This window comes from Pseudomonas sp. TMW22090, assembly GCF_022496665.1.
In the GTDB taxonomy this organism is placed as follows: Bacteria; Pseudomonadota; Gammaproteobacteria; order Pseudomonadales; family Pseudomonadaceae; genus Aquipseudomonas; species Aquipseudomonas gregormendelii.
In genome coordinates, this window is the sequence record NZ_SCFH01000002.1 from 407427 (window position 1) to 419718 (window position 12292).

Annotated in this window: 14 protein-coding genes; 1 reads left to right on the forward strand and 13 read right to left on the reverse strand. The window is 60.1% G+C overall.

The features are described 5' to 3' along the window. Positions 1-4: 4 nt before the first annotated feature. The 9 genes from fdx to trmJ all read right to left on the reverse strand — a co-directional run bounded on the left by fdx (position 5) and on the right by trmJ (position 7177). Positions 5-346, reverse strand: a complete 342-nt coding sequence (gene fdx, locus EQV97_RS07950; protein ID WP_045057720.1) for an ISC system 2Fe-2S type ferredoxin — start codon at positions 344-346, stop codon at positions 5-7. Then, positions 346-2211, reverse strand: a complete 1866-nt coding sequence (gene hscA, locus EQV97_RS07955; protein WP_122837621.1) for a Fe-S protein assembly chaperone HscA — start codon at positions 2209-2211, stop codon at positions 346-348. Before hscA ends, fdx begins: the two co-directional genes overlap by 1 nt. Before the next feature lie 51 nt (positions 2212-2262). Beyond that, positions 2263-2775, reverse strand: coding sequence for a co-chaperone HscB (hscB, locus tag EQV97_RS07960; protein WP_122837620.1), 513 nt, complete (start codon positions 2773-2775; stop codon positions 2263-2265). A gap of 8 nt (positions 2776-2783) precedes the next feature. Further along, positions 2784-3107 (reverse strand): iron-sulfur cluster assembly protein IscA, encoded by a 324-nt coding sequence (gene iscA / locus EQV97_RS07965; RefSeq protein WP_028620147.1) that lies wholly within the window; start codon positions 3105-3107, stop codon positions 2784-2786. 28 nt (positions 3108-3135) lie between these two features. After that, positions 3136-3522 (reverse strand): Fe-S cluster assembly scaffold IscU, encoded by a 387-nt coding sequence (gene iscU / locus EQV97_RS07970; RefSeq protein WP_003443374.1) that lies wholly within the window; start codon positions 3520-3522, stop codon positions 3136-3138. 84 nt (positions 3523-3606) lie between these two features. Beyond that, positions 3607-4821 (reverse strand): IscS subfamily cysteine desulfurase, encoded by a 1215-nt coding sequence (locus tag EQV97_RS07975; protein ID WP_045057717.1) that lies wholly within the window; start codon positions 4819-4821, stop codon positions 3607-3609. A gap of 50 nt (positions 4822-4871) precedes the next feature. Further along, positions 4872-5363, reverse strand: a complete 492-nt coding sequence (gene iscR / locus EQV97_RS07980; RefSeq protein ID WP_007903581.1) for a Fe-S cluster assembly transcriptional regulator IscR — start codon at positions 5361-5363, stop codon at positions 4872-4874. Positions 5364-5627: 264 nt separating this feature from the next. Next, positions 5628-6404, reverse strand: a complete 777-nt coding sequence (cysE, locus tag EQV97_RS07985) for a serine O-acetyltransferase (protein WP_045057716.1) — start codon at positions 6402-6404, stop codon at positions 5628-5630. Between the two features lie 2 nt (positions 6405-6406). Next, a complete protein-coding gene (gene trmJ, locus EQV97_RS07990) occupies positions 6407-7177 on the reverse strand; it encodes a tRNA (cytosine(32)/uridine(32)-2'-O)-methyltransferase TrmJ (RefSeq protein ID WP_122837619.1) in 771 nt (256 codons plus the stop codon). Between the two features lie 146 nt (positions 7178-7323). Between trmJ and suhB the strand changes: the two genes are divergently transcribed. Continuing rightward, positions 7324-8142 (forward strand): inositol-phosphate phosphatase, encoded by an 819-nt coding sequence (gene suhB / locus EQV97_RS07995; protein WP_008014726.1) that lies wholly within the window; start codon positions 7324-7326, stop codon positions 8140-8142. Between the two features lie 263 nt (positions 8143-8405). Here suhB and EQV97_RS08000 read toward each other — a convergent pair whose 3' ends face one another. The 4 genes from EQV97_RS08000 to yajC all read right to left on the reverse strand — a co-directional run bounded on the left by EQV97_RS08000 (position 8406) and on the right by yajC (position 12267). After that, entirely contained in the window at positions 8406-8954 is a 549-nt protein-coding gene (locus EQV97_RS08000; RefSeq protein ID WP_045061576.1) for a glycine zipper 2TM domain-containing protein, read from the reverse strand. A gap of 121 nt (positions 8955-9075) precedes the next feature. Next, positions 9076-9990 (reverse strand): protein translocase subunit SecF, encoded by a 915-nt coding sequence (secF, locus tag EQV97_RS08005; RefSeq protein WP_122837618.1) that lies wholly within the window; start codon positions 9988-9990, stop codon positions 9076-9078. 9 nt (positions 9991-9999) lie between these two features. Further along, on the reverse strand, positions 10000-11868 hold the full coding sequence (gene secD, locus EQV97_RS08010) for a protein translocase subunit SecD (protein WP_122837617.1): 1869 nt from the start codon (positions 11866-11868) through the stop codon (positions 10000-10002). Positions 11869-11931: 63 nt separating this feature from the next. Continuing rightward, on the reverse strand, positions 11932-12267 hold the full coding sequence (gene yajC, locus EQV97_RS08015) for a preprotein translocase subunit YajC (protein WP_007982729.1): 336 nt from the start codon (positions 12265-12267) through the stop codon (positions 11932-11934). Positions 12268-12292 lie beyond the last annotated feature (25 nt).

Consider the following 12292-nt stretch of genomic DNA (forward strand, 5'->3'; position numbering starts at 1 on the left):
CCAATCAGTGCGGCGCTTCGGCAGCGTGGTTGAGCGAATACTTCGGGATCTCGACGGTGATGTCTTCTTCACCAACAATAGCCTGGCACGCCAGGCGCGATTGCGCTTCCAGGCCCCAGGCGCGATCGAGGAAGTCTTCCTCCAGCTCGTCAGCCTCTTCCATCGAGTCAAAACCCTCGCGGATGATGCAGTGGCAGGTCGTGCAGGCACAGACGCCGCCGCAGGCGTTTTCCATCTCGATGTGGTGCTCGTGCGCCAGATCCAGGATGGAAGTACCCGGCTCAGCCTCGACCACCATGCCCTCCGGGCAAAATTTGTCGTGGGGCAGAAAAATGACCTGCGGCATCAGATATCCTCGATTTCATTCAGATTGCGCCCCGACAGAGCGGCTTTCACCGTCAAATCCATACGGCGGGCAGCAAAGGCATCGGTCACTTGCGACAGACGCTTGGTCTGCTGCTCGATGGCGTAACCATCGGTACCTTTCATCAGTTCGGTCAGTTCCTGAACCTGCATGTCGATGACCATGCGCTCTTCGGCGTCGAGCAGGCGCTCGCCATCGACCTCAAGGGCCGCCTGCACCGCCTCGATCAGGCGCTGGGCGTCGACCTGCTGCTCGCGCAGTACGCGGGCCACCTTGTCGTCATTGGCATGCTGGAACGAATCCTTGAGCATCTTGGCGATTTCGCCGTCGGTCAGGCCGTAGGACGGCTTGACCTGGATGCTGGCTTCCACGCCCGAACCCAATTCACGGGCCGAAACGCTGAGCAGGCCGTCGGCATCGACCTGGAAGGTCACGCGAATTTTCGCCGCACCCGCCACCATGGCCGGAATGCCGCGCAGCTCGAAGCGCGCCAGGGAACGGCAGTCGCTGATCAGCTCGCGCTCACCCTGCAGCACATGGATCGCCATGGCCGACTGGCCATCTTTGTAGGTGGTGAAGTCCTGGGCACGGGCAACGGGGATGGTGGTGTTACGCGGAATCACCTTCTCCATCAGGCCGCCCATGGTTTCCAGGCCCAGGGACAACGGAATCACGTCCAGCAGCAGCAACTCACCACCATCGCGCTTGTTGCCTGCCAGGGTATCGGCCTGGATCGCGGCACCGATGGCCACCACTTGATCCGGGTCGATTTCAGTCAGGGGCTGACGACCAAAGGCTTCGGCCACTGCTTCGCGAACACGCGGCACACGAGTCGAACCGCCGACCATAACCACTGCGTGCACTTCTTCAAGCTCGATACCCGAGTCGCGCACCGCCCGGCGACAGGCTTTCAGGCTGCGAGCGACCATCGGCTCGATCAGCGCATTGAAGGCTTCACGGCTCAGTTCGGCTTTCCAGTCGCCATAGGCCACTTCAACCGATGCCGCATTGGTCAGCGCTTCCTTGGCCGCGCAGGCGGTTTGCAGCAGGCTGCGTTGCGCACCCGGGTCGAGATCGGCAGACAAACCGGCGCTCTCGATGATCCAGCCGGCAATCGCGTGATCGAAGTCATCGCCGCCCAGGGCGCTGTCGCCACCGGTGGCCAGCACTTCAAACACACCGCCGGTGAGGCGCAGGATCGAAATATCGAAGGTGCCGCCGCCCAGGTCATAAATGGCGACCAGGCCTTCGGCATGCTGATCCAGACCGTAGGCCACCGCAGCCGCCGTTGGCTCATTGAGCAGGCGCAGCACGTTAAGGCCGGCCAGCTTGGCCGCATCCTTGGTGGCCTGGCGCTGGGCATCATCGAAATAGGCAGGAACGGTAATCACCGCGCCGACCAGCTCGCCACCCAGGGCCGCTTCAGCGCGCTCGCGCAACACCCTGAGGATATCGGCAGAGACTTCAACCGGGCTTTTCGGCCCCTGGATCGTCTCGATGAACGGCATGTGCGACTCGCCACCGACAAAGCGGTACGGCAGTTGGTCGCCCAGTTGCTTGACGTCGGACAGACCACGACCCATCAAGCGCTTGACCGACAGCACGGTGTTCAGGGGATCGGTGGCGGCAGCCAGCTTGGCCGACTCGCCCACTTCGACACGGTCGGCGTGGTAGCGCACGGCGGACGGCAGGATGACCTGCCCGTCAGCATCGGCCAGGGGCTCGGAAAGACCACTGCGCAATGCAGCGACCAGCGAATTGGTAGTGCCCAAGTCGATCCCCACAGCCAGACGACGCTGGTGCGGTTGAGGACTTTGGCCGGGTTCGGCGATCTGCAGTAGGGCCATCGTTATCAGGACTTATCTGTATATCAGGCGTGCGACCGGAGCGGCACTGGGTTAATCGTCGAGGCGCTCTTCTAACTGGCGCACTTCGTAGGTGAGCTTGTCGAGAAACTGCATGCGTCGCATCAGGCGTTCGGCCTGATCACGGTGCGCTGCATCATCCCAACAGGCTGCGAAGCTTTGGTTCAGTTCATCCTGGGCGAGCTTCAGGCGGCGCTTGAACGCTGCAACACCGTCCAGATCGGACAGGTCTTCGAGCTCTTCACGCAGCTCCATCTGCTGCAGGAGGAACTCCGGATCATGCACCGTGACCTCCAGCGGCAACTCGCGACCACCCATGGCGAGCAGGTATCGCGCGCGCTTCGGGGGGTTCTTGAGCGTCTGGTAGGCCTCGTTGAGGCTCGCGGATTGCTCCAGCGCCAGCCGCTGCTCGCGCTCGGAAGCGTCTGCAAAGCGGTCCGGATGAACACCGCGCGCCAACTCACGGTAGCGCGTGGCCAGCTGGTCGAGGTCCAGGTTGAAACTCGGCTGCAGCTCAAATAAAGCGAAATGACAAGGAGTACCCACGATCAGCCTCAGATATTGAAGCTTTCGCCGCAGCCACATTCACCGCGCACGTTGGGGTTGTTGAACTTGAAGCCCTCGTTCAACCCTTCCTTGACGAAGTCGAGCTCGGTGCCGTCCAGGTAGGACAGGCTCTTGGGGTCGATGATCACTTTCTCGCCGTGACTCTCGAACACCTGGTCCTCTGCAACCACCTCGTCGACAAACTCCAGCACGTAGGCAAGGCCGGAACAGCCCGTGGTGCGAACACCCAGACGAATCCCCTCACCTTTGCCGCGCCCGTCAAGGGAGCGTCGCACGTGTCGAGCAGCCGCTTCTGTCATGCTGATAGCCATCGTTGACTCCTTACTCGTCGCCCAATGCTTAGATCAAGCCTTTCTTCTGCTTGTAGTCGCGAACGGCCGCCTTGATGGCGTCCTCAGCGAGCACGGAGCAGTGAATTTTTACCGGTGGCAGCGCCAGCTCTTCAGCCAGCTGAGTGTTCTTGATGGTCTCTGCTTCATCCAGAGTCTTGCCTTTCATCCACTCGGTCGCCAGGGAGCTGGAGGCGATCGCCGAACCGCAACCGTAGGTCTTGAACTTGGCGTCTTCGATGATGCCTTGCTCGTTGACCTTGATCTGCAGGCGCATCACGTCGCCGCACGCCGGAGCGCCGACCATGCCGGTGCCGACATCAGGGTCTTCCGCGTCCATCTTGCCGACGTTGCGCGGGTTCTCGTAGTGGTCGATGACCTTTTCGCTGTAAGCCATGATTCTTAATCCTCACTCATCAGAGAGTCGCTCTTGAGCCCTGCTGCCCGAAGGTTGGCAGGGCCGGTTTGCGGCGACTTGAAATCAGTGTGCCGCCCACTCGATTTTCGAAATGTCGACACCGTCTTTGTACATGTCCCACAGCGGCGACAAAGTGCGCAGCTTGGTAACGGCCTCGCAGACTTTCTGCGCGGCGTAGTCGATTTCTTCTTCGGTGGTGAAACGACCGAAGGTGAAGCGAATCGAGCTGTGTGCCAGTTCGTCGTTGCGGCCCAGGGCGCGCAGTACGTACGAAGGCTCAAGGGATGCCGAGGTGCAGGCCGAACCGGACGAAACCGCCAGGTCCTTGAGCGCCATGATCAGCGACTCGCCTTCGACGTAGTTGAAGCTCAGGTTCAGGTTGTGCGGAACGCGGGCGGTCATGCTGCCGTTGACGTACAACTCTTCCAGGCCTTCGACCTGTTTGAAGAAGCGGTCGCTCAGGGCTTTGATGCGCACGTTTTCGGCAGCCATGTCTTCCTTGGCTACACGGAAGGCTTCACCCATGCCGACGATCTGGTGGGTCGCCAGGGTGCCGGAGCGCATGCCACGTTCGTGACCGCCCCCGTGCATGGTCGCTTCGATGCGCACACGCGGCTTGCGGCTGACGTACAGCGCGCCGATACCTTTAGGGCCATAGGTCTTGTGCGCCGAGAACGACATCATGTCGACTTTCAGCTTCTGCAGGTCGATCTCGACCTTGCCAGTGGACTGAGCCGCGTCAACGTGGAACAGAATGCCCTTAGAACGCAGCAGTTCGCCGATGGCTTCGATGTCATTGATGGTGCCGATTTCGTTGTTCACGTGCATGGCCGACACCAGGATGGTGTCATCACGCAGTGCTGCTTCAATCATGGCCGGCGTTACCAGACCATCAGTCTGAGGCTCGAGATAGGTCACTTCGAAACCTTCACGCTCCAGTTGGCGCATGGTGTCGAGGACAGCCTTGTGCTCAATCTTGGTGGTGATCAGGTGTTTGCCCTTGGTCGCATAGAAATGCGCCGCGCCCTTGATTGCCAGGTTGTTGGACTCGGTGGCACCGGAGGTCCAGACGATTTCACGTGGGTCGGCATTAACCAGGTCGGCAACCTGACGGCGAGCGTTTTCGACCGATTCTTCGGCTTTCCAGCCAAACACGTGGGAACGGGACGCCGGGTTACCGAAGTTTCCGTCGACCAGCAGGCATTCACTCATTTTTTGCGCTACCCGCGGATCAACCGGGGTGGTCGCAGAGTAATCAAGGTAAATCGGCAATTTCATGGACTATCTCCTAAATCAGGCTGGCTGGCGTGCCGCTAGCTCTTTGGCTGTCATTCGACGGCGGACGCTTCAATCTTGTCCAGGCGCGGCGCCTTGCTGTTGCAACGACGCTGGTCCTGACGCTGGGCTACTTCTTGTACCTCACGGCGAGTGACAAGATCAGCCAAGCTGATACCGCTCAGAAATTCGTGGATCTGCAAGCTCAAGTCGCACCACAGGTGGTGGGTCAGGCAGGTATCGCCTTGATGGCAATCCCCTTGGCCCTGGCACTTGGTGGCGTCGACCGATTCGTTCACCGCATCGATCACCTGGGCTACCTGGATGCCCTGCATGTCGCGCGACAGCTGGTAGCCGCCGCCCGGACCGCGAACGCTGGAAACCAGGTTGCTACGACGCAGCTTGGCGAAAAGCTGCTCGAGGTAGGACAGGGAGATGCCTTGGCGCTCGGAGATATCGGCCAGGGACACCGGCCCGTGCTGCGCGTGCAACGCCAGGTCGAGCATGGCGGTCACGGCGTATCGGCCTTTTGTAGTCAGTCGCATGGACAGTTACCACGGAGTTCGGAATGGGGCGAGTATGCAATTCCCGAGTATTTAAGTCAACTATAAGACCTAGTACTTTAGTCAGGATTACCCGCAAAAGAGCGGCGGTATCATAGCAAAGGCTGGCCATTAACAGCCAGAGGTACCGAGTCGACTTCAATCGCGGGCAAGCCCGCTCCCACAGGAGTTTTCGGTGAGCGCACAATCTGTGCATCATCCGAGACCCTGTGGGAGCGGGCTTGCCCGCGATGAAGTCGGCCGGGTTTAGCCGGCCTGACTCTGATCCTTGTCCTTCACGCACGCGAAATCTTCTTCGCGCAGCTCAGGCAGATCTTTCGCACAGTAATTACTGCCCAGATCCTTCAGCGCGCCGCACATCCCCTCCAGGCGCCCATCCACTGCCTGCAGATGATCCAGCAACTGGTTGATGGCGCGAGCTACCGGGTCGGGCATGTCTTCGCCAACGCCGTAGGCATCAAAGCCGATCTTCTCGGCCATGGCCTTGCGCCGGGCATCCTGCTCTTCATCGGTCTTGACGATGATCCGCCCCGGAATCCCCACCACTGTCGCGCCTGGCGGCACGGCCTTGGTCACCACGGCATTGGAACCCACCTTGGCCCCCGCGCCCACAGTGAACGGCCCCAGCACCTTGGCGCCGGCGCCAACCACCACGCCGTCTTCAAGGGTCGGGTGGCGCTTGCCTTTGTTCCAGCTGGTGCCACCCAGGGTCACGCCCTGGTACAGCGTGACATCGTTGCCGATCTCGGCGGTTTCACCAATGACAATGCCCATGCCGTGGTCGATAAAGAACCGACGCCCGACCTTGGCCCCCGGATGAATCTCGATACCGGTCAACCAGCGACCAAAGTTCGACACCAGCCGCGCCAGCCACTTCAGCTCGGCGCGCCACAGGGCCGCCGCCAGCCGATGGATCCAGATGGCATGCATGCCCGGATAGCAGGTCAGGACTTCGAAGGCGTTGCGCGCTGCCGGATCACGATGGAAAACACTCTGGATATCTTCACGCAAACGCTCGAACATTTTTAATCCTTCCGCTTTAGAAGCTCACCACGGGCCGCTTTCTGGGTTTCCGTGAGGATGCCACGCAATATATTCATTTCCGCCCGGCTGACCGAGCTTCGTCCGTACAACCGACGCAGGCGCGCCATCAAGTGCCGCGGTTTTTCCGGATCGAGGAATTCGATGGCCACCAGGGTCTGCTCCAGGTGCTCATAGAATCGCTCCAGCTCATCCATGGTCGCCAGCTCGCCACTTTTAGTGGAAGCCACCTCATCCTTCTCGACCTTGCTCGGCTGGCCTTGAGCCGCGAGCCAGGACATGCGCACTTCATAACTCAACACCTGCACCGCGGCCCCGAGGTTCAGCGAACTGAACTCAGGGTCTGATGGGATGTGCACGTGATAATGACATCGCTGCAGCTCTTCGTTAGTCAGGCCGGAATCTTCACGACCGAACACCAGGGCGATCTCGGCGCCCTGCCCGGCCTCCTCGACCACTTTCGTCCCGCATTCGCGCGGATCGAGCAGTGGCCAGGGGATGCGCCGGTCGCGGGCGCTGGTGCCGAGCACCAGGTTGCAGCCCACCAGGGCATCTTCCAGGGTGGCGACAACCTGGGCGTTTTCCAGGATATCCCCGGCGCCGGAAGCCCGGGCATCGGCCTCGTGGTGCGGGAACAACCGTGGCTCAACCAGCACCAGCCGCGACAGGCCCATGTTCTTCATGGCACGCGCAGCCCCGCCGATGTTCCCGGGATGGCTGGTATTGACCAGGACGACACGAATGTTTTGCAGCAAGGGAGGCGCTCTCGAACACAATAAAGGGGAGCCGAATCTTACAGCGCCTACTACCGTTAAGCTATGAAAGCGAACGTCGTCCTTCACCTGTAGAAACTTTCTGATAGAATGCCCGGCTTTCTTTAACAACCTTAGGTGACACATCCATGCAGCCCATGCTGAATATCGCGCTGCGCGCCGCCCGCAGCGCCAGTGAATTGATCTTCCGCTCCATCGAGCGCCTGGATACCATCAAGGTCGACGAAAAAGACGCCAAGGATTACGTATCCGAGGTAGATCGTGCTGCCGAGCAGAAAATCATCGACGCGCTGCGCAAGGCCTACCCGAATCACTCGATCATGGGTGAAGAAACCGGCATGCACGCCGGCACCGGTATCGAAGGCGAAGAATACCTGTGGATCATCGATCCACTGGACGGCACCACCAACTTCCTGCGCGGCATCCCGCACTTTGCAGTCAGCATTGCCTGCAAATACCGTGGCCGCCTGGAACACGCAGTGGTTCTGGACCCGGTTCGCCAGGAAGAATTCACCGCCAGCCGTGGTCGCGGCGCCCAACTGAACGGTCGTCGCCTGCGCGTCAGCGGCCGCACCAGCCTGGACGGCGCCCTGCTGGGCACCGGCTTCCCGTTCCGTGATGACCAGATGGACAACCTCGACAACTACCTGGGCATGTTCCGCGCCCTGGTTGGCCAGACCGCCGGCATCCGCCGCGCCGGCTCGGCGAGCCTTGACCTGGCCTATGTCGCTGCCGGTCGTTTCGATGCATTCTGGGAGTCGGGCCTGTCCGAGTGGGACATGGCTGCAGGCGCGCTGCTGATCCAGGAAGCAGGCGGTTTGGTGAGCGACTTCACCGGCGGCCACGACTTCCTTGAAAAAGGCCACATCGTTGCCGGCAACACCAAGTGCTTCAAGGCAGTGCTGACGGCGATCCAGCCGCACCTGCCAGCTTCGCTGAAGCGCTAAGCTTCAAGCGACGAAAAAAAGGCACCCTTCGGGGTGCTTTTTTTTATGCCTGCAATCCGACTCCGCGCTTACCACCACCCCATATAGGAGCGAGCTCGCTCGCGATGGCCGTCAACGGCAGCGCGGGCTTCCAGAATGAACGCGGTTACTGGTAGTTATTCGCGACCAGGCTCGCTCCTACAGGGCATTGGTGGCATCCGCATATTCGAGGCACAAAAAAAGCACTCTAATCGAGTGCTTTTTTCAATCTGCAGCCGGGCGACTTACTGAGCCGGTTCGTTCTGTGACAGCACCAGCTTGCCTTCCTTATCGACCGGAATCTGGTTGCCTGGATCGCGATCCATCCGCACCTTGCCTTCCTTGCCATCCAGCGAATAACGGACGTCATAGCCCACGACCTTGTCGCTGATGTCATTCACCGTGTTACAGCGAGTCTGGGTAGTGGTGTAGGTATCACGGTTCTGCATGCCTTCCTGCACCTTGTTGCCGGCATAACCGCCGCCAACGGCGCCAGCTACGGTGGCAATCTTCTTGCCGGTGCCGCCGCCGACCTGATTACCCAGCAAACCACCGGCCACTGCGCCAATGGCGGTACCGAGGATCTGGTGTTGATCCTTGACCGGCGCCTGGCGGGTCACGGCTACGTCCTTGCACACTTCACGTGGCGTCTTGATCTGTTTCTTGACCGGGTCAACGGCTAGAACTTGCGCATACTCAGGGCCGCTTTTAACCAGGCTGTAGGTGGCAACAGCACCCCCGGCAGTCACACCGACAGCACCCAATACCGCACCAACCAGCAACGACTTGTTCACATGAACCTCCTGACCATCATAGGCGGGACAACGCCCGCGCTTCTCCCAGCCTTGGAGCATAAAAAAAGGCGCGAGTTCAATACTCGCGCCTTTTAGGCCGACAGCTGGAAGACGATGGCCGTTATGGGCGGTCGTCGACTTCCTTATCGGTAGCCACCGGAGGAATCAGATCCTCGGTGCTCAGGTTCAGCCAGATCAGCACCACGTTAGCGATGTAGATCGACGAGTAGGTACCCGCCAGAACACCGATAAACAGCGCAATGGAGAAGCCCCACAGGTTGTCACCACCGAAGAACAACAGCGCCGCAATCGCCAGCAACGTGGAGATCGAAGTAGCCATGGTCCGCAACAGGGTCTGGGTGGTCGAGATGTTGATGTTCTCGATCAGCGTCGCCTTGCGCAGCACCCGGAAGTTCTCTCGAACCCGGTCGAATACCACGATGGTGTCGTTGAGCGAGTAACCAATGATCGCCAGCACCGCCGCCAATACCGTCAGGTCGAAGGTGATCTGGAAGAACGACAGGATACCGATGGTCACGATCACGTCGTGGATCAGCGACAGGATGGCGCCGACCGCGAACTTCCACTGGAAGCGGAAAGCCAGGTAGATCAGGATGCCGCCGAGCGCCATCAGCATGCCGAGGCCGCCCTGGTCGCGCAGTTCTTCACCGACCTGCGGGCCGACGAACTCGACACGCTTGACCGCCGCCGGGTTGTCGCCGCCAACCTTCAGCAGCGCTTCAGCGACCTGATGCCCCAGCTGCGGGTCTTCGCCGGGCATGCGCACCAGCAAATCGGTAGTTGCACCGAAGCTCTGCACGATGGCGTCGTGATAACCCGAGGAAACCAGCTGCTCGCGCACCTTGGTGACATCGGCCGGACGCTCGTAGGTCAGCTCGATGAGCGTACCGCCAGTGAAGTCCAGGCCCCAGTTCATGCCCTTGGTCGCGACACTGAACAAGGCCAGCAACGAGAGGAACAATGTGACGCCGAACGCAACGTTGCGAACGCCCATGAAGTTGATTGTACGTAACATGGCAGCCCCTTAAATCCACAACTTCTTGAAGTCACGACCGCCGAAGATCAGGTTGACCATCGCGCGGGTCACCATGATGGCCGTGAACATCGAGGTAAAGATCCCGAGGGACATGGTCACTGCGAAGCCCTTGACCGGGCCGGTGCCCATGGCGAAGAGAATCCCGCCGACCAGCAACGTCGTCAGGTTGGCGTCGAGAATCGCAGTAAATGCCCGGCCGAAGCCTTCGTTGATTGCCCGCTGGACGGTCATGCCCGCCGCAATCTCTTCACGAATCCGCGAGAAGATCAGCACGTTGGCGTCTACCGCCATACCCATGGTCAATACGATACCGGCGATACCCGGCAGGGTCAGCGTAGCACCCAGCAGCGACATCAGCGCCAGCAGCAACACCATGTTCACTGCCAGAGCGACGGTGGCGATGATGCCGAAGAAGCGGTAGATGGCGATAATGAACAGGGAGACAAACAGCATGCCCCACAGCGACGCATCGATACCCTTGGTGATGTTGTCCGCACCCAGGCTCGGGCCGATGGTGCGTTCTTCAGCGAAGTACATCGGGGCAGCCAGGCCACCGGCACGCAGCAGCAGTGCCAGCTCGGAGGACTCGCCCTGGCCGTTCAGGCCGGTGATACGGAACTGGGCACCCAGTGGCGACTGAATGGTCGCCAGGCTGATGATCTTCTTCTCTTCCTTGAAGGTCTGCACCGCCACGTCTTTCTCGACGCCGTCGACCACTTGCTTGGTGTAAGTGGTAACAGGACGCTGCTCGATGAAGATCACCGCCATGCTGCGACCGACGTTGTTACGGGTCGCACGGCTCATCAGCTCGCCACCGTGGCCATCCAGGCGGATGTTCACTTCTGGCGTGCCTTGCTCGCCGAAGCCAGCCTTGGCGTCAGTCACCTGGTCACCGGTGATGATCAGGCTACGCTCGATCTGTGCCGATGGACGATTGCCTTCACGGAACTCGAACGTTTCCGAAGTGGCTTTCGAAGCGCCCGGCTCTGCAGCCAGACGGAACTCGAGGTTGGCCGTCTTGCCCAGGATACGCTTGGCTTCAGCCGTGTCCTGCACGCCTGGCAGCTCAACCACGATGCGGTTGGCGCCCTGGCGCTGCACGATCGGTTCGGCAACACCCAGCTCGTTGACGCGGTTACGTACCGTGGTCAGGTTCTGCTTGATGGAGTATTCGCGGATTTCCGCCAGCTTGGCCGGGGTCATCGCCAGACGCAGCACCGCCTGACCATTGAGGTCGGCCGGAACAATATCGAAATCGTTGAAGTTCTTGCGGATCAGTGCACGGGCCTGCTCGCGGGAAGCTTCATCAGTGAAACCCAGCTGAATGGCACCGTTGAGTTGCGGCAGGCTGCGATAGCGCAGCTTCTCTTTGCGCAACAGGCTCTTGACGTCGCCTTCGTAGACTTTCAGGCGGGCATCGAGGGCTTTGTCCATGTCCACTTCCAGCAGGAAGTGCACACCACCGGACAAGTCCAGACCCAGCTTCATCGGGTGCGCGCCCAGGCTGCGCAGCCATTGCGGGGTGGTTTGTGCCAGGTTCAGTGCAACGACGTAGTCATCACCCAACGCCTTGCGCACAACGTCCTTGGCCGGCAGTTGGTCTTCAGCCTTCACCAGGCGAATCAGACCGCCCTTGCCACCCGCCGTCAGCGAGGTCGCCTTGACGTTGATCCCGGATGCCTTGAGCGCAGCGCTCACTCGATCCAGATCAGCCTGATTGACCTGCAGCGCAGTGCTTGCACCGCTGACCTGAATGGCCGGGTCATCAGGATAAAGATTGGGAGCGGAATAAATCAGACCGACCGCCAGCACCGCCAGGATCAGAATGTATTTCCACAGAGGGTATTTGTTCAGCATCACGCCGCCCGCTTATGACGCGGGGCGCCTTGCGCGCCCCGTCGATTGAGTAGAAGTTGAAACTTAGATCGCTTTGAGCGTGCCTTTTGGCAGCGTGGCGGCGATGGCGCCTTTCTGGAACTTCATTTCGACAGTGTCGGAAACTTCCAGAACCACGAAATCATCAGCCACTTTGGTGATCTTGCCGGCGATGCCGCCAGTGGTCACAACTTCGTCGCCTTTTTGCAGGCTGCTCAGCAGGTTCTTCTGCTCTTTGGCGCGCTTGGCCTGTGGACGCCAGATCATCAGGTAGAAGATGACCAGGAAACCGACCAGGAAAATCCACTCAAAGCCGCCGCCCATTGGGCCTGCAGCAGGTGCAGCAGCGTCAGCCATGGCGTTAGAGATAAAAAAGCTCATTTAGCACTCCAGTTGCAAATGTTGA